This is a genomic window from Kineococcus radiotolerans SRS30216 = ATCC BAA-149 (genome assembly GCF_000017305.1).
GTDB lineage: Bacteria > Actinomycetota > Actinomycetes > Actinomycetales > Kineococcaceae > Kineococcus > Kineococcus radiotolerans.
In genome coordinates this window covers 1,810,061-1,830,115 of sequence record NC_009664.2, presented here as the reverse complement: position 1 = coordinate 1,830,115, position 20,055 = coordinate 1,810,061, and the positions used below count along the sequence as shown (strand labels likewise).

General features: G+C 77.6%; 21 protein-coding genes, 4 tRNA genes and 1 other RNA gene. 15 read left to right on the top strand and 11 right to left on the bottom strand.

Annotation, left to right across the window (positions count from 1 at the left end; translation table 11 throughout):
• Positions 1–73: 73 nt before the first annotated feature.
• The 4 genes from KRAD_RS08830 to ffs form a co-directional block, all read right to left on the bottom strand.
• Entirely contained in the window at positions 74–670 is a 597-nt protein-coding gene (locus KRAD_RS08830; RefSeq protein WP_012085214.1) for a DUF5063 domain-containing protein, read from the bottom strand.
• The gene (gene recR / locus KRAD_RS08825) at positions 663–1,262 is read right to left on the bottom strand and encodes a recombination mediator RecR (protein WP_012085213.1); all 600 of its coding nucleotides are present in this window, start codon (positions 1,260–1,262) and stop codon (positions 663–665) included. Before recR ends, KRAD_RS08830 begins: the two co-directional genes overlap by 8 nt.
• A 47-nt stretch (positions 1,263–1,309) precedes the next feature.
• The gene (locus KRAD_RS08820; protein ID WP_012085212.1) at positions 1,310–3,448 is read right to left on the bottom strand and encodes a DNA polymerase III subunit gamma and tau; all 2,139 of its coding nucleotides are present in this window, start codon (positions 3,446–3,448) and stop codon (positions 1,310–1,312) included.
• 53 nt (positions 3,449–3,501) lie between these two features.
• Positions 3,502–3,598, bottom strand: an RNA gene (gene ffs, locus KRAD_RS25045) — signal recognition particle sRNA small type.
• A gap of 107 nt (positions 3,599–3,705) precedes the next feature.
• On the opposite strand from ffs, the gene KRAD_RS08815 reads away from it, so the two are divergent.
• The 3 genes from KRAD_RS08815 to KRAD_RS24140 all read left to right on the top strand — a co-directional run bounded on the left by KRAD_RS08815 (position 3,706) and on the right by KRAD_RS24140 (position 4,896).
• A tRNA-Ser gene (locus tag KRAD_RS08815) sits at positions 3,706–3,790 on the top strand.
• A 122-nt stretch (positions 3,791–3,912) separates the two neighbouring features.
• Positions 3,913–4,212: a type II toxin-antitoxin system VapB family antitoxin gene (locus KRAD_RS08810; RefSeq protein ID WP_012085211.1), complete on the top strand. Its 300-nt coding sequence runs from the start codon at positions 3,913–3,915 to the stop codon at positions 4,210–4,212.
• A gap of 57 nt (positions 4,213–4,269) precedes the next feature.
• The gene (locus tag KRAD_RS24140) at positions 4,270–4,896 is read left to right on the top strand and encodes a LytR C-terminal domain-containing protein (RefSeq protein ID WP_012085210.1); all 627 of its coding nucleotides are present in this window, start codon (positions 4,270–4,272) and stop codon (positions 4,894–4,896) included.
• Between the two features lie 55 nt (positions 4,897–4,951).
• On the opposite strand, the gene KRAD_RS08800 is transcribed toward KRAD_RS24140, so the two are convergent.
• The 3 genes from KRAD_RS08800 to KRAD_RS08790 all read right to left on the bottom strand — a co-directional run bounded on the left by KRAD_RS08800 (position 4,952) and on the right by KRAD_RS08790 (position 6,125).
• Positions 4,952–5,038, bottom strand: a tRNA-Ser gene (locus KRAD_RS08800).
• A 71-nt stretch (positions 5,039–5,109) separates the two neighbouring features.
• Positions 5,110–5,583: a nucleoside deaminase gene (locus tag KRAD_RS08795; RefSeq protein WP_275263103.1), complete on the bottom strand. Its 474-nt coding sequence runs from the start codon at positions 5,581–5,583 to the stop codon at positions 5,110–5,112.
• Positions 5,580–6,125, bottom strand: coding sequence for a tRNA adenosine deaminase-associated protein (locus tag KRAD_RS08790; protein WP_012085208.1), 546 nt, complete (start codon positions 6,123–6,125; stop codon positions 5,580–5,582). Before KRAD_RS08790 ends, KRAD_RS08795 begins: the two co-directional genes overlap by 4 nt.
• Positions 6,126–6,202: 77 nt before the next feature.
• On the opposite strand from KRAD_RS08790, the gene upp reads away from it, so the two are divergent.
• The 3 genes from upp (at position 6,203) to KRAD_RS24135 (ending at position 7,971) form a co-directional block, all read left to right on the top strand.
• A complete protein-coding gene (upp, locus tag KRAD_RS08785; RefSeq protein WP_012085207.1) occupies positions 6,203–6,838 on the top strand; it encodes a uracil phosphoribosyltransferase in 636 nt (211 codons plus the stop codon).
• 171 nt (positions 6,839–7,009) lie between these two features.
• Positions 7,010–7,171, top strand: a complete 162-nt coding sequence (locus tag KRAD_RS25940) for a hypothetical protein (RefSeq protein ID WP_012085206.1) — start codon at positions 7,010–7,012, stop codon at positions 7,169–7,171.
• A gap of 56 nt (positions 7,172–7,227) precedes the next feature.
• On the top strand, positions 7,228–7,971 hold the full coding sequence (locus KRAD_RS24135) for a PH domain-containing protein (protein WP_012085205.1): 744 nt from the start codon (positions 7,228–7,230) through the stop codon (positions 7,969–7,971).
• A 73-nt stretch (positions 7,972–8,044) separates the two neighbouring features.
• Here KRAD_RS24135 and KRAD_RS24130 read toward each other — a convergent pair whose 3' ends face one another.
• From KRAD_RS24130 to KRAD_RS08765, 3 genes are all read right to left on the bottom strand, one after another.
• Positions 8,045–8,683, bottom strand: coding sequence for an Lsr2 family DNA-binding protein (locus tag KRAD_RS24130; RefSeq protein ID WP_012085204.1), 639 nt, complete (start codon positions 8,681–8,683; stop codon positions 8,045–8,047).
• Between the two features lie 815 nt (positions 8,684–9,498).
• Positions 9,499–9,571: transfer RNA gene (locus tag KRAD_RS08770), tRNA-Arg, on the bottom strand.
• A 176-nt stretch (positions 9,572–9,747) separates the two neighbouring features.
• A tRNA-Ser gene (locus tag KRAD_RS08765) sits at positions 9,748–9,838 on the bottom strand.
• A gap of 67 nt (positions 9,839–9,905) precedes the next feature.
• On the opposite strand from KRAD_RS08765, the gene KRAD_RS08760 reads away from it, so the two are divergent.
• The 8 genes from KRAD_RS08760 (at position 9,906) to KRAD_RS08725 (ending at position 17,016) form a co-directional block, all read left to right on the top strand.
• On the top strand, positions 9,906–11,942 hold the full coding sequence (locus KRAD_RS08760) for a penicillin-binding transpeptidase domain-containing protein (RefSeq protein WP_012085203.1): 2,037 nt from the start codon (positions 9,906–9,908) through the stop codon (positions 11,940–11,942).
• A 381-nt stretch (positions 11,943–12,323) separates the two neighbouring features.
• Positions 12,324–13,433 (top strand): septum site-determining protein Ssd, encoded by a 1,110-nt coding sequence (ssd, locus tag KRAD_RS08755; protein WP_012085202.1) that lies wholly within the window; start codon positions 12,324–12,326, stop codon positions 13,431–13,433.
• Positions 13,430–14,620, top strand: a complete 1,191-nt coding sequence (locus KRAD_RS08750; protein ID WP_012085201.1) for a TadA family conjugal transfer-associated ATPase — start codon at positions 13,430–13,432, stop codon at positions 14,618–14,620. Before ssd ends, KRAD_RS08750 begins: the two co-directional genes overlap by 4 nt.
• Positions 14,617–15,198, top strand: a complete 582-nt coding sequence (locus KRAD_RS25935; protein WP_012085200.1) for a hypothetical protein — start codon at positions 14,617–14,619, stop codon at positions 15,196–15,198. The genes KRAD_RS08750 and KRAD_RS25935 overlap by 4 nt, the downstream gene beginning before the upstream one ends.
• On the top strand, positions 15,195–15,812 hold the full coding sequence (locus KRAD_RS25930; RefSeq protein WP_049821128.1) for a type II secretion system F family protein: 618 nt from the start codon (positions 15,195–15,197) through the stop codon (positions 15,810–15,812). Before KRAD_RS25935 ends, KRAD_RS25930 begins: the two co-directional genes overlap by 4 nt.
• A 144-nt stretch (positions 15,813–15,956) precedes the next feature.
• Entirely contained in the window at positions 15,957–16,280 is a 324-nt protein-coding gene (locus KRAD_RS26555; protein ID WP_203417531.1) for a DUF4244 domain-containing protein, read from the top strand.
• Positions 16,277–16,624: a TadE family type IV pilus minor pilin gene (locus KRAD_RS08730; protein WP_041291985.1), complete on the top strand. Its 348-nt coding sequence runs from the start codon at positions 16,277–16,279 to the stop codon at positions 16,622–16,624. The genes KRAD_RS26555 and KRAD_RS08730 overlap by 4 nt, the downstream gene beginning before the upstream one ends.
• On the top strand, positions 16,621–17,016 hold the full coding sequence (locus KRAD_RS08725) for an Rv3654c family TadE-like protein (RefSeq protein ID WP_012085197.1): 396 nt from the start codon (positions 16,621–16,623) through the stop codon (positions 17,014–17,016). The genes KRAD_RS08730 and KRAD_RS08725 overlap by 4 nt, the downstream gene beginning before the upstream one ends.
• Here KRAD_RS08725 and KRAD_RS08720 read toward each other — a convergent pair.
• Positions 16,977–19,415, bottom strand: a complete 2,439-nt coding sequence (locus KRAD_RS08720; RefSeq protein WP_012085196.1) for a DEAD/DEAH box helicase — start codon at positions 19,413–19,415, stop codon at positions 16,977–16,979. The genes KRAD_RS08725 and KRAD_RS08720 overlap by 40 nt on opposite strands.
• Positions 19,416–19,646: 231 nt before the next feature.
• Here KRAD_RS08720 and KRAD_RS08715 point away from each other — a divergent pair, with 231 nt between their 5' ends.
• Positions 19,647–20,015 carry an STAS domain-containing protein gene (locus tag KRAD_RS08715; protein WP_012085195.1) on the top strand — a complete coding sequence of 123 codons (369 nt, stop codon included), beginning with the start codon at positions 19,647–19,649 and terminating at the stop codon, positions 20,013–20,015.
• The last annotated feature ends 40 nt before the right edge of the window (positions 20,016–20,055 follow it).

Genomic DNA, 20,055 nt, shown 5'->3' with positions numbered 1-20,055 from the left:
GCCGGCCCGCGGGCTGTGCACGGTGTCCAGTTCCCCCGGCCCCGCCGCCCCCGCCGGGCGGTGCCGGGAGCGGTCAGGGGTGCAGGGCGTCGAACTCGGCGTCCGCGACGACCTCGGCGTCGACGTCGAGGCGCAGGTGGGCCAGCAGCGACTGCAGGACCCGCAGCGCGGCGCTGGCCCGCGACCCCCACGAGGACAGGTACGAGAACTGCCACCACCACAGGGCCTCGGTGACGTCGCCGCGCTCGAAGTGGCGCAGGCCGTGCTCGAGGTCGGCCGCGACGCTGGCCAGGTCGTCCGACAGCGCACCGCGCACCAGCTTCGCGTCGGTGAGGGGGTCCACGACGTCGGCGTAGTCGTCCAGGCCGTCGAGGACGTTGGCCAGCCCGGCGCGCACGGGGTCGACGTCGGGGTCGGGCCCGGCGTCGGGTTCGAAGCGGCGTGCGGGGACGACGTCGGCGACGGCCCCCAGGTGGGCCCCGCTGAGCAGCGCCTGGCTCACCGCGAGCAGCAGGACGGACAGGGCGGTGGAGTCCATCCGCCCGGTCGCGACCTCGGTCACCGTGGACAGGTACGCGCGCGCGCCGGCGGCGGTGCCGGCGGCCAGGGCGGCGAGCTCGGGGCCCACCGGCTCCGCGGCGGCGGGGCCGGGGAGGGGCTGCTCACCCATCGAGGGACCTCCGTCCCGCGAACGCCCGCCCGAGGGTCACCTCGTCGGCGTACTCCAGGTCCCCGCCCACCGGCAGCCCCGACGCGAGCCGGGTGACCCGCAGGCCCATCGGCTTCAGCAGCCGGGCCAGGTACGTCGCGGTCGCCTCGCCCTCGAGGTTGGGGTCGGTCGCGATGATGGCCTCGGTGACCTGCCCGTCGGAGAGGCGGGCGAGCAGCTCGCGCATCCGCAGGTCGTCCGGGCCGATGCCCTCCATGGGGCTGATCGCGCCGCCGAGCACGTGGTAGCGCCCGCGGAACTCCCGCGTCCGCTCGATCGCCACGACGTCCTTGGACTCCTCGACGACGCAGATGACGCTGGCGTCGCGCCGGGGGTCGCGGCAGACCCGGCACAGCCGCTCCTGGGCCACGTTGCCGCAGACCTCGCAGAAGCGGACTTTGCTCTTGACCTCGGTGAGGACGTCGGCGAGGCGCTTGACGTCGACGGCGTCGGCGGCGAGCAGGTGGAACGCGATGCGCTGGGCGCTCTTCGGTCCCACGCCGGGGAGCCGACCGAGCTCGTCGATGAGGTCCTGGACGACTCCTTCGTACACGCGACGAGACTACGTGCCCGCACCGACACCGCCCGCCGCGCGGGCGGCTACGTCTCGTCGGTCGAGATGACCTTCCCGCCGAGGATCTGCTCGACCACCGCGGCGCCGACGAGCTGGGAGTCCTCATCGGCGTCCTCGTCGTCCCGGCTGGGGGTGTCCTCGGCCGGGGGAGGCGGGGTCGGGGCGGGAGCGGGCGCCGGTGCCGCCGGCTGGCGGCGGGGGCGCGAGAGGTGCTCCTCGCCCGGGTCCTCCACGGGCTCGTCCGGCGGGGGGACGTCGTCGTAGTAGGAGTTGCCCGCCCCGGGGGCCGTCGTCCCGGGGGGCGGGGAGACCGGGTCGGGGGTGGCCCGGGCGGCCGGCGGCGGCGCGGCGGGGGCCGCGGGCGCGGGGCGGCGCGCGGGTTCGGCGGGGGCCTGCGGGGCGGGGGTGGACCAGCCGCCGCGGCTCTGCCGCGCCGGCGCGCGCCCACCGCCGGTCTCCCCGCCCGGGGCGCCGGCGGCCTGCACCTTCGCCTCGATGCCGGTGACCTCCAGCAGCGCCTCGCCGACGAACCCGGCGTGGTTGGCGCGGGCGAAGGTCGCGGCCAGCCCGGGGGTCCTGAACTGCAGGGTCAGGACCCCGCCGCGGAAGTCGGCGACGGTGGAGTTCTCGGCCACCAGCGACCACGTCGTGCGCTTGAGGGTGAACAGCTTGGCCAGGACGTCGGTCCACAGCCGGCGGACCGCCTCGACGTCGCCGCCGGGCGCGGGGCCGGCGGGCTGCGGCGCGGGTTCGGGCGCCACCGGGGCCAGGGCCGGCACCGGGGCCGCGCTCGCGGCGGGGGCGGCGCCGGGGGTGCGGGCGGCCGGCCAGGGGTCGGTGGGGACCGGGACGGGAGCCGCGGCGCGACCCGGCGCGGCGGGACGCCCCCCGGCCTCCGCGACCGGCGCGGCGGGCGCCGCCTCGACGACGGGCGCCGGGGCGGGCGGGGCGGGCTCGGGCCGGGGCGCGGGGGCCAGGACGGCGGCCGGGGTCGCCGAGAGCGGCAGCCCGGCGCTCAGGCGCCGTTCGATCCGGTCCACCCGCGGGCCCAGCCCGCCGTCGGCGTCGGCGCCGGGCAGCAGCAGCCGGGCGCAGAGCAGCTCCAGCTGCAGGCGGGGGGAGGTGGCCCCCGTCATCTGCTCCAGGCCGGCGGCGACGACGTCGGCCGCGCGCGAGAGCTCCGCGCGTCCCAGGTGCGAGGCCTGGGCCTGCAGGCGGTCCAGGGCGTCCTCCGGCACGGCGAGCGCGTCGGCGGCGGCGTCCCCGACGGCGGCGACGATCACCAGGTCCCGCAGCCGCTGCAGCAGGTCGTCGGCGAAGCGCCGCGGCTCCTGGCCGGTGTCCACGACCCGCTCGACCGCCCGGAACACCGTCGCCCCGTCCCCGGCCGCGAGGGCCTCCACGACGTCGTCCAGCAGGGAGGCGTGGGTGTAGCCGAGCAGGGAGACCGCGATGTCGTAGGTGACGCCCTCGTCGCCGGCGCCGGCGATGAGCTGGTCCAGGACGGAGAGGGTGTCGCGGACCGAGCCCCCGCCCGCGCGCACCACCAGCGGCAGGACGCCCTTGCCGATGCGCACGCCCTCGCGCTCGGCGAGCTCGGCCAGGTACGCCGTGAGCTGCCCCGGCGGCACCAGCCGGAAGGGGTAGTGGTGGGTGCGGGAGCGGATGGTGGTGAGGACCTTGTCCGGCTCCGTGGTCGCGAAGACGAACTTCACGTGCGGCGGCGGTTCCTCGACGGTCTTCAGCAGGGCGTTGAAGCCCTGGGGCGAGACCATGTGCGCCTCGTCGAGGATGTAGACCTTGAAGCGGTCGCGCGCGGGGGCGAAGGAGACCCGCTCGCGCAGGTCGCGGGCGTCGTCGACGCCGTTGTGGCTGGCCGCGTCGATCTCGACGACGTCGATGCTGCCCGGTCCGCCGTTGGCGAGGTCGACGCAGGAGTCGCACTCCCCGCAGGGCGTCGGCGTGGGTCCCTGGGCGCAGTTCAGGCAGCGGGCCAGGATCCGCGCGCTCGTCGTCTTCCCGCAGCCGCGCGGGCCGGAGAAGAGGTAGGCGTGGGTGACCCGGCCCTTGCTCAGGGCCTGCATGAGGGGCGCGGTGACGTGCTCCTGCCCGATGACCTGCTCGAACGTCTCGGGCCGGTAGCGGCGGTACAGGGCGGTCGTCACGGGGTCGAGGCTAGCCCGCCCCCAGGACAGGGGGGACCGGTCCGGCCGGGGGAACGAGGGACCCCCCGCACACCCGCCAGGGCCCACCTACCCTTGCTGCCTTCCGGCCCTGGGGGGGTTCAGCGGGATGACGCCGCACGAGGGGTCTGAGACCACTGTACGAGACGACGGGGACGGGGTCCAACCGCCCCCCGCACCCACCCCCGGCACCCTCCCGGTCGGAAGCACTCGCCGGGGCACGCTACGCTGGGGGCACTGGAGGATTCGCCTAGTGGCCTATGGCGCACGCTTGGAAAGCGTGTTGGGTTAACGCCCTCAGGGGTTCAAATCCCCTATCCTCCGCCTCACGAGGCCCGTCCCCGCTCACCGGGGGCGGGCCTTCGTCGTCCCCGGGGACACCGGGGCGCACCGCTCGCGGTGCGGCTCCCGGGAGGGGGCCGTGCGGGCCCCTAGAATCCACCACCGTGATCTTCCAGGCCGTCGGCGACGGACGCCCGTACCCCGACCACGGCTACGAGACGACGAGCCACTGGTCCAAGGTCCCTCCCCGGCAGGTCCGGCTGGAGGAGCTCACGACCACCAAGCGCACGCTCGACCTCGACGCCCTGCTGGCGGAGGATTCGACGTTCTTCGGCGACCTGTTCGCGCACGTGGTCTCCTGGCGGGGGCGGCTCTACCTGGAGGACGGCCTGCACCGCGCGGTGCGGGCCGCGCTGCACCAGCGCCAGGTGCTGCACGCCCGGGTGCTGACGCTGCCGGACTGAGGCCGGGGCGCCCCGGTCACGGGGAGCGCGGGGTCGTGGGGCGATCGAGGGGGAACGGTGGCACGACGGTACGAGGACGAGCAGGACGAGCGCACGCGCGAGGAGGGGGTGCTCCCCGAGGTCGAGGACGACCTCGACGAGGAGTCCCACCGCCGGCTGGCGGGGACGCGCCGGGCCCGGCTGGTCCGCCAGCGCGTGGTGTTCGCGGTCGTGGTCCTGGCCGTGCTGGGCGCGGGCGCGGCGGCCGGGCTGATCTACACCGACCGCTGGCAGCCCGGGTCGAGCGCGACCCCCTCGGCGGCGGTCCCCACCCCCGGCTGCGTCCCGCCCGCCGCCCCGCCCCTGCTGGCCCCGGCCGAGGTGACCGTCGACGTCCTCAACGGCACCGGCCGGCGGGGGCTGGCGGCCACGGTCGCCGGTGAGCTGCGCGCGCGGGGGTTCGTCGTCCCCGACGTGGGCAACGCCCCGGCGGCGACCGGGCCGGCCACCGCGGTCGTCACCTACCCCGAGGCGTCGCTGGCCCAGGCCGTGACGGTGGGGGCGCGGTTCCCCGGGGCCCAGCTGGTCGCGGACCCGGCCGCGACGGCCGTGACGCTGAGCCTGGGCGACGGGTACCAGAACCTGCTGGCGGAGGACGCGCTCGTCGCCCCGGCTCCACCGGTGGACCCCGCGGCCGCCTGCTGAGGCGCAGACGGCGAAGGGCCCCGGAACGAGGTTCCGGGGCCCTTCGCGGTGACGGCGGTGACGGTGGGATTTGAACCCACGGAGGAGTTGCCCCCTCACACGCTTTCGAGGCGTGCTCCTTAGGCCGCTCGGACACATCACCCGACACGCACGACACCCGGTGTCCACCCGGTGCCGCGGGTCCACCTTACACGGCCCGCGGGGCGGGTCCCCTCAGGTGCGGCGGGCGGCGAAGAACCCGTCGAGCAGCGCACGGCACTCCGCGCCCCGCACGTCCCCGGCGACCTCGACGACGTGGTTGAGGCGGGCGTCGCGCACCACGTCGCGCAGGGAACCGGCGGCCCCGAACCGCGGGTCCCAGGCGCCCAGCACCAGCCGGTCCACCCGGGCCAGCACGGTCGCCCCCGCGCACATGACGCACGGCTCCAGGGTCACCACGAGCGTGCAGCCGGTCAGCCGCCACTCCCCGCGGGCGCGGGCCGCGGCCCGCAGGGCGAGGACCTCGGCGTGCGCGGTGGGGTCACCGGCCGCCTCGCGCTCGTTGCGCCCCGCGCCCAGGACCGTCCCCGCGGCGTCGACGACGACCGCCCCCACGGGGACGTCCCCCGTCGCCAGGCACGCGCGGGCCTCGTCGAGGGCCAGACCCATCCACCGCGACCAGTCGGGGGGGACGGCGAGCCCGTTCAGCGCAGCGACTCCAGCACGTCCGCGAAGCCGAGGACCTCGCCGATCTCGACGGTGGCCGCCGAGGGGTCCGCACCGGAACCGGCGAGGCGCACGAGGACCTCCGCCGGGCAGCCGAGGTCGGTGAGCAGCTCGGGGTCGCCGGCCCAGACGTCCTCGACCACGGGCGGCTCGGGCCGGGTGGCGGGGACCTCGTCCTCGTCCGGCTCCGACGCGCCCGCTCCGCCCTCCGCCCCGTCCTCGCCGACGACCGCGGCCGCCGGGGGCAGTTCGGCGAAGAGCGGGGCGTAGGCGCTGTCGGCGGCCGCGACGGCGTCGGAGACGAACACCCTCACGTCCACCCCGCCGTCGGTGCGGACGAGGGCGAACCACTCGTCCTCGCGTTCCAGGACGGCGAGCACGGGGACGTCGTCGTCGTCGACGGCCCCGCGCAGGGCGTCGCCGAGCTCGTCGGGGGAGCCGGCTTCCAGGTCGATGTCGACCGAGCGCCAGTCACGGTCGTCGCCGGAGCCTTCGGGGGAGAGCACTGCGGTGAAGTACGCCACGGCACCATCGTGGCAGGAGGGACCCCGCAGCGGCCACCGTTGCCGCGCGCGGGCCGGGACCCCGTACTTTCGACCCCATGCGCCTGTCCGTCATCGACCACCCCCTGGTGGCCCACAAACTCACCGCTCTGCGCGACGCGCGGACCGACTCCCCGACGTTCCGCCGGCTCGCCGACGAACTGGTCACCCTGCTCGCCTACGAGGCCACCCGCGACGTCGCCGTCGAACCGCACCCCGTCACCACCCCCGTCACCGCGACGACCGGGGTCCGCCTCACCTCGCCCAAGCCCATCGTCGTGCCGATCCTGCGGGCCGGTCTCGGCATGCTCGACGGGATGGTGCGGCTGCTGCCGACCGCCGAGGTCGGGTTCCTGGGGATGATCCGGGACGAGACGACGCTGCAGGCGACCACCTACGCCAACCGGCTGCCCGACGACCTCTCGGGCCGGCAGGTCTTCGTGCTGGACCCGATGCTGGCGACGGGGGGGACGCTGGTCGCGGCCATCACCTACCTGCTGGAACGCGGGGCGCGCGACGTCACGGCGCTGTGCCTGCTCGCCGCGCCGGAGGGCCTGGAGGTGGTCCGGACCGCGTTCGACGACCACGCGCAGGTGACCGTCGTGACCGCGGCCGTCGACGAGCGCCTGGACGAGAACGGCTACATCGTCCCCGGTCTGGGGGACGCGGGCGACCGCCTGTACGGCGTGGTCTGAGCACCCCGGAGCGTTCCGGGAACGGCGGGGAGCCCCGCGCCGACGACGTCGCGGCGCGGGGCTTCGTGCTGCGCCCCCCTTTCCGGCAGGATGACCCCCGATCAGCGCATTCGTGTTCACGGTCCGTGATGGGGAACAGGCGTTCGCAGAACGCAGGAAGGGGCCGACCCGGTGAAGTGGCGTCGAGTTCTGTGGTGGGTGCTGGTGGTCTTCGCCGTCTACGCGATCTACCGCGCGCCGGACCAGGCGGCGGACTTCGTCCGCACCGTCGGTGAATCGCTGGGAAGGGTCGTCGCGAGCATCGCGAACTTCTTCGACGGGCTGCTGCGCTGAGCCGCTCCGGGCGGGGCCAGAACCCCGAGCCCCGGGACGAGGCCCGGGAGCTCGTCATGCTGTCCGGCGCCCGGCTGCGCAAGACGGGCCAGGACGGCACCTGGGAGGTCCTCGAGGCCGGGGCCGACCCGGAGCTGCCCGGGGACCCCGACGACGACGGGACGGGCGAGGGCGGGGTCGACGACGACCTGCTCCCCCCGCCGGACCTGCCTCCCGAGCCCGACCCGCTGTGGGAGCGCCCGCCGCGTTCGGTGCACCGCTACCTCCTGGGGACGGAGAAGCGGCTCGTCTGCTTGCGGCGGCACGTCGTCGTGCTCGCGGAACCGCTGCTGACCTGCGCGGTCGCCCTCGTGGGCGTGCTGTGGCTCGTCGAGCGGGTGGCCCACGTCCCGCACCTGCCGGACCTGCTGTTCCTCGCCTGGTTCGTGCTGATGCTCCGGGCCTACTGGAAGTACCTGCAGTGGCGCGGGGAGTGGTTCGTCGCGACCGACCAGCGGCTGCTGCTGGCCTACGGGGTCGTGAAGCGGCGGGTGGCGATGATGCCGCTGTCGAAGGTCACCGACATGAGCTACAACCGGTCCCTGTTCGGGCGGTTGCTGGGCTACGGCGAGCTCGTCATGGAATCCGCCAACCAGGACCGGGCCCTCAGCGACGTGGACCGGCTGCCCATGCCGGACCAGGTGTACGTCCGCATCTGCGAGCAGTTGTTCGGCGAGGTGGAGGCCGCGGACGCGCCCCGCCGCGGACGGACGGGGGTCCGGCGGCTGGCCCGCCGGGCCCTGCCCCCGCGGTTCCGCTGAACCGGGGCCGGACGCACGACAGGGGCGGGATCCCGGAGGATCCCGCCCCTGTCGCGTCCAGGAGTGCGTCAGTTCACTGAGCGGCGCGGAACTGGTCGATGATCGTCGTGGAGATCGGGCCGCGCGGTGCGACGGCGATCCCGTTGGCGGCGGCCCACTCGCGCACGGCGCGGGCGTCGACGGCGGCCGTGGAGGCGGGGGTGGACTTCTTCGCGGCCTTCTTGGCGGTGGCCTTCTTCGCCGGGGTCGCGGCGGGCGTCTCGACGGCGGGGGCCTCCGCGGCGGGGGCCTCCGCGGCGGGCGCGGGGGTTTCCTCGACCGGAGCCGGGGCGGCCTTCTTGCCGGCCGCCTTCTTCGCGGTGGTCTTCTTGGCCGGGGTGGTGGCCTTCTGCGCCGGGGCGGGGCTCGCGGTCTTCTGCGCCGGGGTGGTGGCCTTCTGCGCCGGGGCGGAGCTCGCGGTCTTCTGCGCCGGGGCGGAGGTCTTCTTCGCCGGGGCGGCGGCGGGAGCCGTGGTGCTGGCCAGCGCGGCGGGGAGGTCCTCCCACGTCACGTTGGTGGCGGCCTTCGCGGTCGCCGGGTTCCACGAGACACCGTTCGCGTTCACCGTGAAGGTGCCGATCTTGCGACCGTTCCGCTTGACGGGGATCTCGAGGTCGACGGCACCGACGGGCAGTTCGGTGGCCACCTTCAGTGCAACGTCGTGACTTGCCATGCTGGGCTCCCGGGGAAGTGGTTGATCAATGCTGACGCAATGAAACCACAGTTCCGTGGTAACTCGCGCATCGAAGGAGGATTACCGGAGGAGTTCAGGACTTCTCCCGGAGCGTTCTCGACGTTGTCCGTCGGTGTTGTTGCGGTAAGCGTCTGGAGATGGCCGCAGCCGCGGCGAACGGCCCGGGAGGAGCCGATCCCGGAGGGTTCTCGCGGGTCCTCGGGGGAGGTTCTCGGGAGTTCTCGCGGGTTCCCCTCGCACGGGACCGGGTGCGCCGCGGGCGCCCGCGGTCACCGGGGTGCGGTCGTGGCGGGTTCCTCCGGGGGTTCTTCGCGACGTCGGGTGGTCGACCCGGACGGGTGGCGGTCGGCCCGGACGGGTGGCGGCTGACCCGGACGGGTGGCGGTCGGCCCGGACGGGGGAATGGACGGGTCGGCGGGAACCGGGAACCGGGGACGGCGGAGCGGTGGAACCGGTGACCGAACTCCCGGGGACGGGAGGGGGAACCCGGACCGGGTCGGGCCGCGGTGCGGTGGCCGGTCCTCGGCCGTGGCCGATCCGCCCTCCGTCCCGCGAGGGGCGCTCGCGGGCGGGCGCAGCTCCCAGCCGGGTGGGTCCCGTCTGCGGGCGCGCCGAGGGGCGAGGGGGCGCGGAGGGGCGGCGTCCCCGCGGCGGGCCGGAGCGCACCCGGGGCGCGAAGGGGTGGTGCGAAGCCCCGGCGGGGGACGCCGACGCCGGGCAGGGTCCGGACGAGACGCCGGGCAGGGCCCGGACAGCGAAAAGGGCCCCCGGAGGGGCCCTGCGGTGTTGCGGTGTGCGCCCGAAGGGATTCGAACCCCTAACCTTCTGATCCGTAGTCAGATGCTCTATCCGTTGAGCTACGGGCGCCGGCGGCGCACCGGGGCGCGCCGTCTGGGACTACTGTAGCGGGCTTCGGCCTCCGTCACCAATCGGTTGCCGCGCAGGGGATCTGCGCGCTCCCCGCGGGTGCTGGCGGCGGCGGAGCGGGCGCCGGAGACGGCGAAGGCCCCGGTCGCTCGACGCGACCGGGGCCTTCGACCCGGCGGAGGTGGCGGGATTTGAACCCGCGAGGGGGTTGTAGCCCCCAACCCGCTTAGCAGGCGGGCGCCATAGACCGGACTAGGCGACACCTCCAACGCCCAGCAGGTTAGCAGGAGCGTCCCGTGCGCACCGCGCGAGCGTCGTGCGAGCATCGAAGACGATGACCGAGAACGCCGACGAGCCCCGCCCGTCCTCCACCCCGCCCCCGGCCGCGCCGGCCGCCGCCCCGGCCGCTGACCTGCGCCGCCGCCCCCGGCGGCGCGCCGTCGTCGCCGGCTCCGCCGCCGCCGCGGTCCTCGCCGGCGGTGGGGCGCTGTGGTGGTCGCGCTCGCGCCGGGACCCGGCGGCGGGCGTCGAGGACGCCGCCCGGTCGGTGGCGCAGGCCTGGTCGCAGGGGAGCTTCGGGCAGCTCGACGCCGTCGCCGCCCCGGGCGGGACGCTCCCCGCGGACCTCGGCGCCGAGTACGCCCGCCTCACCGGCCCCCTCTCCGACCCGCCGCCGAGGGTGACCCTCGCCGCGGTGGACACCGCGACCGCGGAGGAGGGGACCGCGACCGCGACGCTGGACGTGTCCTTCGACCTCGCCGCCGGCCACGGCGCCCCCGGGGGGAGCGTCTTCGCCTACCCCACGACCCTGCGCCTCGCCCGCTCCGGGGAGGGCGACGAGGCGACGTGGCGGCCGGTCTGGGAACCCGCCCTCGTCCACCCGCGGCTGGCGTCGGGGGCGACGTTCGCCGTGGAGCGCGAACTGCCCCCGCGCGCCGACGTCCTCGGCCGCGACGGTTCCCCCGTCGTGACCGCGACCCCCGTCGTCCGGGTGGGGGTGCAACCCTCGCGGACGACCGACCCGGCGGCGACGGCCGGCGCCCTCGCCGCGGCCCTCGGCGTCGACGCGGCCGCCCTGACGACCCGGGTCCAGCAGGCCGCGCCCGACGCCTTCGTGGACGTCATCACGTTGCGCCGCAGCGACTACGACGCCCAGCGCGACGTCCTGCGACCCGTGCCCGGTGCGGTGTTCGCGGAGTCGACGCTGCCCCTGGCCCCCACCCGCGGTTTCGCCCGCGCCCTGCTGGGGAGCGTGGGCCCGGCCACCGCGGAGACCATCGAGGCCGCCGGGGGCCGCTACGCCGCGGGGGACCTCGCGGGGCTGTCGGGGGTGCAGGCGGTCCACGACGAACGCCTCGCCGGACGGGCCGGGATCGTGGTGCGCGCCGAGGGCGGCGGCGACGCGACCTCGGCGGAGCTGTTCCGCGTCGACCCCCTCCCGGGACGGCCCGTGCGGACGAGCCTGGTCGAGCACGTGCAGCGGGCCTCCGACGACGCGCTCGCGGCCAGCCCGGCCGACGCGGCCCTCGTCGCCGTCGACGTCGCGACCGGGGACGTGGTGGCGGTGTCGAACTTCCCCGTCGACGGCGGGGACCGGGCCCTGACCGGGCGCTTCCCGCCCGGGTCGACGTTCAAGGTGGTGACCACCCTGGCGCTGCTCGGCGACGGGCTGGACGTCGAGGAGAACGTGCCCTGCGCCCCCACGTACACCGTGGAGGGCCGCACCTTCTCGAACTTCGAGGACGAGGCGTTCGGGGACGTCCCCTTCCGCACCGACTTCGCCCGCTCCTGCAACACGGCGTTCGCGAGCCTGAGCACGCGCCTGGGCGACGACTCGCTGCCGACCGCCGCCGCCCAGCTCGGGATCGGGGCCCCGTGGGCGGCCGGAGTCGACGCCTTCGAGGGGTCCGTGCCCGTCGCGGAGTCCGCGGTCGACCTGGCCGCCGCGAGCTTCGGGCAGGGACGCACCCTGGTCAGCCCGCTGGCGGTGGCGGTGGCCGCGGCCTCCGTCGCCGCGCGCGAGCTGAGGGTCCCCGCCGTCGTCCTGGACCCGGCTCCCGCCGCCCCCTCCGCCCCGGCGAGCGCCGCGGACCCGGCGCTGCTGGGGACCCTGGCCGACCTCATGCGCGACGTCGTGACGGCGGGGACGGCCACCGTGCTCGCGGGGGTGCCGGGCGAGCCGGTGCACGCCAAGACCGGCACGGCCGAGCACGGCACGGCGGTGCCCCCGGCCACGCACGCCTGGACCACCGGTTTCCAGGGCGGGCTGGCCTTCGCGGTGTTCGTCGCGGACGGGGTGAGCGGAGGGGCGGTCGCGGCCCCGCTGGCCGCCGACTTCCTGCGCCGGGTGGCGGCCTCCGGGGGGTTCTGACCCTCCCGGGGAGTTTCGGGAGTCGTTCCTGTGCAGGTCCGGTGAGGACCGGGGCCCTCCGCGACCGGCTCGGGCACGAAATCTTCGCGCAACTCCCCGGATGGAATTGCCAAGGGCCCCCGGCAGGGGTGAGGATGCAGCAGTACGCCCTGTGGGCTACACGCGGCCCGGCTCATCCCCCCCGAGCCGGACCGTCGACGGCCCCCGCTCCCCCCCAGCGGGGGCCGTCTCCACTCCTCCTCCGGTCGCACACCGCCGTGCGGCCGCCGCGGTCTCCACAGGGCCGCGCGGGCCCCGCCCCTCCACACCGCACCGCTCTGCGCGCCGGCCCCGCCCGCCCGCGCCCGCACGGTGGTCCCCCGACCACCGTGAGGAGCAGCCGTGCCCGTCCCCGGACCCCGCAGCCGACCCCCCGGGCGCCCCGCCCGCCCGTCCACCCCCGCCGTCCCGGCCCCCCGCACCGGCGTCCTCCTCACCGGCGACGACGAGCTCGCCGCCGCGGTCGTCAGGTTGGCGGCCGCGGCCGGGTGCGGCCTGGGCCGCGGCTGTGCGCCGGCCGGGGAGACCGCCGGGGCCCTGCTCGTGGGAGCCGACGCGGACCCGGCGGAGGTGGCCGCGCTGCGCCGGCCCGGGGTGCCCGTCGTGGTCGTCGGCACCGCCCCGGCCGGGCCCGCCTGGTGGCGGACGGCCGCGGGGCTGGGCGCCGACCACGCCGTGCTGCTGCCGGAGGCGGAGGACTGGCTGCTGGAGCTGCTCTCCGACGTGGCCACCGGCCCCGGGGGGTCGGGGACGGTGCTCGCGGTCGTCGGCGGGACCGGCGGGGGCGGGGCCAGCGTCCTGGCCGCCGGGTTGTCCCGGGCGCTGGCCGACACCACCGGCGGCTGCCTCCTCGTCGACGCCGACCCCCGCTCCGGCGGGCTGGACCTGCTCCTGGGCGCCGACGCCCTGCCCGGGCTGCGCTGGGGCGACCTCGCCGGCCTCGACGGGCGGATCGGCCCCGACGTGCTGCGCACCAGCGTGCGCCTCGGAGCCGGTCTGCAGGTCCTCGCCACCGACCGGCGCGGGGGCCCCGGCCCGGCCCCGGAGCAGCTGCGGGCCGTGGTCGAGGCCTCCCGCCGGGTGTTCCCGGCGACCGTCCTGGACCTGCCCCGGGCGGGTCTGCGCGACCTGGGCCCGGTGCTGGAGGCGTGCGCCGAGGTCCTCGTCGTCGTGCCCGGGACGACCCGGGCCGCGGCGGCGGCCTGCGTCGTCGTCGACGAGCTGCGGGCGGTGTCGACCGCGCCGGTCCGCCTGGTCGTGCGCGAGGTCGGCGCGGGGGCCGACGCCGAGGACGTCGCCGACGCGGCGGGCGCGCCGCTGGCCGGGGTGGTCCGCCCGGACCGCGACCTCGACGCCGGGCTCGAACGGGGCGAGGGCGTCCCCGGCGGCCGGCGCAGCGGGCTGCGGGCCTTCGCGCTGGCCTGCGCCCGGGACTGGGCCCCGACGGCGTGAGGCTCACCGAGGAGGAGTTCGCCCGCACCGTCGAGCGCGTGCGCGACCGCTTGGCCCGCAACGCCTCCGCCCCCGACCCGCCCGCGGTGGCCGCGGCGGCCCGGGCGGAGGGCGTGGTCCTCGCCGCCGCCGACCTGCTCCGGCTGCTGGACGGGGTGGGGGCCGCGGTCCACGGCGCGGGGCGGTTGCAGCCGCTCCTGGAGACCGACGGCGTCACCGACGTGCTGGTCAACGGCGGCGGCACCGTCTGGGTCGACGACGGCGCCGGGCTGCGCCGGGCGGCGACCACCCTGGACGGGGAGGCCGAGGTCCGTGCCCTGGCCGTGCGGCTAGCCGCCGGCGCGGGCCGGCGCCTGGACGAGGCGAGCCCCTTCGTCGACGCCCGCCTGCCCGACGGCACCCGGCTGCACGCCCTGCTGCCGCCGCTGGCCCCCGACGGCACCCACCTGAGCCTGCGGGTCCCGGCCGTGCGCCGCTTCGGCCTCCCCGACCTGCTGCGCCACGGCGCGGTGCCCGGGGGGTGGGAACCGGTGCTGCGGGCCCTGGTCGAGCGCCGGTGCTCCTTCCTCGTCAGCGGGGGCACGGGCAGCGGGAAGACGACCCTGCTGCAGGCGCTGCTCGGCCTCGTCGCCCCCGGTGAGCGGATCGTGCTGGTGGAGGACTCCGGGGAGCTGCGCCCGGACCACCCCCACGTCGTCCGCCTCGAAGCCCGCCACGGCAACGTCGAGGGCCGCGGCGCCGTCGGCCTCGACGTCCTGGTCCGGCAGGCGCTGCGGATGCGCCCGGACCGCCTCGTGGTCGGGGAGTGCCGGGGCGCGGAGGTCCGCGACCTGCTGGCCGCGCTGAACACCGGGCACGCCGGCGGGGCGGGGACGGTCCACGCCAACACCGCCGCCGACGTCCCGGCCCGGCTGCACGCGCTGGCCTCGACGGCCGGGCTGACCCCCGGCGCGGTCGACGCCCAGGTCCTCGCCGGCATCGACGTCGTCCTGCACGTCGCGCGCCGGGGCGGGCGGCGCGGGCTGGTCGAGGTGGCGGTCGTCGTCGCGGAGGCCGGCCGGGCCGTGGTGGTCCCGGCCCTGGCGGCCGGGGGCGAGCCGCCGGGTGGGCGGGGACCCGCGCCGCGCCCGGCGGGCTGGGACCGGCTGAGCGCGCTGCTCGACCTGCCCGCGGGGGTGGCCGGGTGAGCGGGCTGGTCGTCGCCGGACTGCTCGCGGCCGCCGCGCTGGTCGCTCCCGGTCCGCGCCCGCCGCTGCCGCCGCCCGCCCGGTCCCCGCGCCGCTCGCGCCCGCGGCGGGGCCGCCGGCGGGACGAGGCGCTGGCCGGGGCCCGGCTCGCCGAGCGGGCGGCGGCGCTGCTGCGGGCCGGGGTCGCGCCGGCGGTGGTGTGGCCGCACGCCGGGGGCACCCCGGAGGGACCGGGGCCGGGAGCCCCGGTCGCGGTGCGGGCGGTGTGGCGGCTGGTGACCGCCACGGGCGCCCCGGCGGCGGAGGCGCTGGAGGCCGCCGCCGAGGGCCTGCGCGCCGACGCCGCGGCCCGGGCCGCGGTGCGCACCGCCCTGGCCGGTGCCCGGGTGAGTTCGCGCACGGTCTCCGCGCTGCCGCTGCTGGGCCTGGCCCTGGGGGCGGCGCTCGGCGCGCCGCCGTGGGAGGCGCTGTCGTCCGGGCCGGGCCGGCTGGCGGGTGCCCTGGGGGTCCTGCTGCTCGTGGCGGGCGGCCTGTGGAGCGCGCGCCTGGTCCGGGCCGCCGAGAGCGCCTCGTCGTGACCGGTGTCGCCGGGGCGGTGCTGGTCGCGGTGGTGCTGGCGGCGGCGGTGCTGGTCGCCGGCGGCGGGACAGCTCCGCGCCCCGGTGCCGGTCCGCCCCCGCCGCGGTGGGGACGGGTGCGGAACCGGCTCACCCAGCGGCGGGGCTCCCTGCGGCGCGAACCCCCGGTCGACGTCCCCCTCGTCCTGGACCTGGTGGCGGCCGCGGTCGAGGCGGGGCTGCCCCCGGGGCGGGCGCTGGAGGCCGCCGTGGACGCGCTGGCGGGGACCGGGGCGGAGGAGACGGCCCTGCGCCGGGTCGCCGTCCAGTTGTCGTGGGGGTCCTCCCCCGAGGAGGCCTGGCGGGACCTGACGGGGGAGAGCGAGCGCTGGGACGAGCTCGCCGAGGCGCTGCTGCTCTCGACGCGGACGGGCGCCCCGGCCGCGTCGCTGCTGGCTTCGGCGGCCGCCTCGGCCCGCGCCGCGCGGCGGTGGGAGGCCGAGGCCGCCGCCGCCCGCCTGTCGGCGCTGCTGGTGCTGCCCCTGGGGTTGTGCACCCTGCCCGCGTTCCTGCTGCTGGGGGTGGTTCCCGTCGTGCTCACCCTGGCCGGGGAGGTGCTCGGAGCGGGGTCGTGACGCCGCGGTCTGCACACCCCGGGGTGGGTCGGGTCCCGTCCACGACCGGTGGACGGCCGGACCGGTTCCCGGCGCGGACCGGCGAGAGTCGTTGCGGGCCGGGGGATCCCGGCCCGCAGGGACACCGAGACCCGGGAGGTCGAGTTGCACGGGGGATCGCGCGGGGAACCGCAGCAGGAGCCGCACGGGGAGCCGCAGGAGGAGCCGCGCGCGCAACCGCAGGAGGAGCCGGGCGGAGGGCCGGGCGGGGAGCGGGAGGAGCGGTGGGGACGGGACGAGCGGTGGGGACGGGGCGGCGGGGGAGCGGAGCGGGAACCGCCGGGCGACGCGGGGATGGCCACCGCGGAGTACGCGATGGCCACGCTGGCGGCGTGCGGCTTCGCCGCCCTGCTCATCGCGGTCCTGCGCAGCGACGAGGTGCGGGGGATGCTGCTGGGCATCGTCCGCCAGGCGCTGAGCCTGGGGTGAGGCGCACCCGCGACGACCGCGGTTCGGTCACCGCCGAGTTCGCGCTCGCGCTGCCCGCGGTGCTCCTGCTGCTGGCCCTCGCCCTCGGCACCGCCCGCGTCGTGCTCAGCCAGGTGCAGTGCGCGGACGCGGCCCGTGCCGGGGCCCGGGCGGCCGCCCGCGGGGAGGCGCCCGACGTCGTCCGCGCCGCCGGCGCCGCGGTGGCGCCGGACGGCGCGGCGGTGACGGTGACCCGGGCGGCCGGGGTGGTGGTCGTCGAGGTGGCCGCCGTGCAGCGGCTGGCCGGTCCGCTGGGCGGGTCGGTGCGCACGGGGGCCCGCGCCGTCGCGGCGGTGGAGGGGTGAGCGCCGCGGCCCGGCCGCGGCGGGACACCGGCAGCGGCGGCGTCCTGGTGCTGGGCACCTGCGCCGGGCTGGTGCCGGTGGTCCTCCTGGTGTCGGCGCTGGGCGGTGCGGTGCTGGCCCGGCACCGCGCCGAGACCGCCGCCGACCTCGCGGCGCTCGCGGCGGCCGACGTCGTCGTGGGGCGGGCGGTGGGCGACCCGTGCGAGCGGGCCCGGCGGGTGCTGACCGCGCACGGGGCGGACGACGCGGGGTGCGCGGTGGCCGGGGACGGGTCGGTGCTGGTGGCGGCGACGGTGCGGGCACCGGGTCTGGCCGGCCGGCTGGGGCCGGCCCGGGCGCGGGCCCGGGCGGGTCAGGCGAGCGGGGCGCCGCCCGGGACGGCGTCCCCGTGAGGGGACGGCGCGGGCACCGGGGCGGGGCCCGTCCCGGGGCCTGCGCCGGAGCCCGTCCCCGGCGCCAGGGCGAGCACCAGCACGTCGAGTACCGCGAGGGCGCCGGCCTTGTCCAGGGGCTCGTTGCCGTTGCCGCACTTGGGCGACTGCACGCAGGCGGGGCAGCCGTCGGGGCAGCGGCAGGCCGCGACGGCGTCGCGGGTCGCGGTGAGCCACTCCGCGACCCGGGCGTGCCCGCGGTCGGCGAACCCCGCCCCGCCGGGGACGGCGTCGTGGACGAAGACGGTCGGGTGGCCGGTGTCCTCGTGCAGGGCCGTCGAGAGTCCCCCCAGGTCCCAGCGGTCGCAGGTGGCCAGCAGCGGCAGCAACCCGATCGAGGCGTGCTCGGCGGCGTGCAGGGCGCCCGGCAGCCGCGTCCCGTCGCCCAGCACCCCTTCGGCGACGTCGGCGTCCAGGGTCCACCAGACCGCCCGGGTCCGCAGCCGCCGCCGGGGCAGGTCCAGGGACCGTTCCCCGATCACCGCCCCGGTGCCGACGCGTCGGCGCAGGAACCCCGTGACCTGGCTGGTCACCTCCACGACCCCCGAGGACAGCGTGACGGGCCCGGCCCGGCGGGTGGAGCCGGTGCTGAGGACCCGCACGTCGGAGGAGGAGCGGGCGTGGGTGGTGTAGCCGGGGTCGGGTTCGGGGTGGACGACGGCCAGCTGGTCCTCGAGGTCGAGGTGGTCGACGACGTAGGTCCGGCCCTGGTGCACGTGGACGGCGCCGTCGTGGACCTGGGAGTCCGCCGAGCCCGCCTCGACGGTCCCCAGGACGCGGCCGGTGCCCTCCTCCACGACGCGGACGCTGCCCCCGGCCCCGCGCAGGTCGGTCAGGTCGCAGGCCCGGTCGCGCCGGGTCCAGTACCAGCCGGCCGCCCGGCGACGCAGCAGGCCCCGCCGCACCAGCAGGTCGACGACGTCGCGGGCGGCGGGGGAGAACAGGTCGAGGTCGGCCTCGGTCAGCGGCAGCTCCTGCGCGGCCGCGGCCAGGTGCGGGGCGAGGACGTAGGCGTTGTCCGGGTCCAGGACCGTCGCCTCCACCCCGGCGCCGAAGACGGCCTCCGGGTGGTGGGCCAGGTAGGTGTCCAGCGGGTCGTCGCGGGAGACCAGCACCCCCAGCGCGGGTTCCCCCCGTCGTCCCGCCCGCCCGATCTGCTGCCAGAACGAGGCCCTCGTCCCGGGCCAGCCCGCGACGAGGACGGCGTCCAGCCCGGCCACGTCGACGCCGAGCTCGAGGGCGTTGGTGGTGGCCATGCCCACGACGCGACCGCTGCGCAGACCCTCCTCCAGCGCCCGCCGGTCCTCGGGCAGGTAGCCGCCGCGGTAGGCCGCGACCCGGCCGGCGAGGGCGGGGTCGACCTCCTCCAGCCGGCGGCGGGCGCCGGCGGCCACGGACTCCGCCCCGGCCCGGCTGCGGACGAAGGCCAGGGTCCGGACCCCCTCGGCCACCAGGTCCGCGAGCAGGTCGGCGGTCTCGGCGGTGGCGGTCCGGCGCTCGGGCGTGGCGGGCGGGTGCGCCGGCGCGGCCCCCTCGGCGGCGGGCGGCGCCGGCCGCAGGGGCGGTTCCCACAGCGCCACCGACACCGGCGGGCGGGCGGAGGTGTCCCCGGCGACGACGTGCACGTCCACGCCGGTGAGCCGGCGGGCGGTCGTGGCCGGCTCCGCGACCGTGGCCGAGGCCAGCACGAACACGGGGTCGGACCCGTAGCGGGCCGCGATCCGGCGCAGCCGGCGCAGCACGGCGGCCGCGTGGCCCCCGAACACCCCGCGGTAGGTGTGCAGCTCGTCGACGACCACGAAGCGCAGCCGGCGCAGGAAGCTCGCCCAGCGCTCGTGCCCGGGCAGCACCGAGCGGTGCAGCATGTCGACGTTGGTGAGCACCAGACCCGCGTGGTCGCGGATCCAGCGGCGGACCTCCGGCGGGGTGTCGCCGTCGTAGGTGCTGGTCACCGGCCCCGCGCGGTCGTGCAGGCCCAGCGCCCGCAGCCGGGCGTCCTGGTCGGCGGCCAGCGCCTTCGTGGGGGAGAGGTAGAGCGCGGTCGCGCCCTTGCCGTTGGGCGCGGCCGCGGCCGTCGCGCGCAGCGAGGTCAGCACCGGCAGCTGGAAGGCGAGGGACTTGCCCGAGGCCGTGCCCGCGGACAGCACCGTGGAGCGCCCGGCCCAGACCGCCTCGGCAGCCTCCACCTGGTGGCGCCAGGGCAGGCCGCCGGTGCCGCGCTGCAGGGCGGCCACGACCTCCGGGTCGGCCCAGGCGGGCCAGGGCGAGCGTTCCCCGGCCCGGGCGGGCAGCTCCTCCACGTGCCGGACGCGGTCACTGCGGACACCGGCGTCGAGCAGGTGCTGCCAGCGGGGGTCCACCGCCCCAGTGTCCCCCCCGGGGCGGTCCCCTCCCGCGCCCCCTCCTGCGCCGCGGGCCCACCCGCGCGGGCGCTGCGGGTCCGGCGCGACCCGGGTTGGACAGGCCGCTCACGCAGCGCGATGGTTGAATGCCAGGGAGGGCACGGCAGCACCGCCCTCGAACGCAGCCCACAGCACGCACGTCTGCTCCGCGACCAGCGAGCACTTGACCAGCAGCGAGGAGGGGTCCCAGTGGACCTGTCGGTGACCAGCCGCGAAGAGGGCGGCCGGACCGTCGTCGAGGTGTCCGGCGAGATCGACGTGTACACGGCACCGACCCTGCGCGAGCGGCTGAACGAACTCGTCGGGGCCGGGCACCACCACCTGGTGGTGGACATGGAGGGCGTGGAGTTCCTGGACTCCACCGGTCTGGGCGTCCTCGTGGGCGGGCTGAAGCGCGTCCGCTCCCACGACGGTTCCCTGCACCTGGTGTGCCAGCGCGAGAAGATCCTCAAGGTGTTCCGGATCACCGGGCTCACCAAGGTCTTCCCGATCCACGACACCGTCGCCGACGCGATCGCCGCGTCCGCGGCGGCCGACGAGGCGAACGCCACCTCCTGACCCGCCCCCGGGTCCCCGAGCAGCAGGAGCCGTCGACACC

Excerpts from the sequence above, each read along its gene's own strand:
- KRAD_RS08830 (WP_012085214.1), bottom strand. The coding sequence starts at position 670 with ATGGGTGAGCAGCCCCTCCCCGGCCCCGCCGCCGCGGAGCCGGTGGGC.
- upp (WP_012085207.1), top strand. The coding sequence starts at position 6,203 with ATGCGCCTGTCCGTCATCGACCACCCCCTGGTGGCCCACAAACTCACC.
- KRAD_RS24135 (WP_012085205.1), top strand. The coding sequence starts at position 7,228 with ATGCTGTCCGGCGCCCGGCTGCGCAAGACGGGCCAGGACGGCACCTGG.
- KRAD_RS24130 (WP_012085204.1), bottom strand. The coding sequence starts at position 8,683 with ATGGCAAGTCACGACGTTGCACTGAAGGTGGCCACCGAACTGCCCGTC.
- KRAD_RS08760 (WP_012085203.1), top strand. The coding sequence starts at position 9,906 with ATGACCGAGAACGCCGACGAGCCCCGCCCGTCCTCCACCCCGCCCCCG.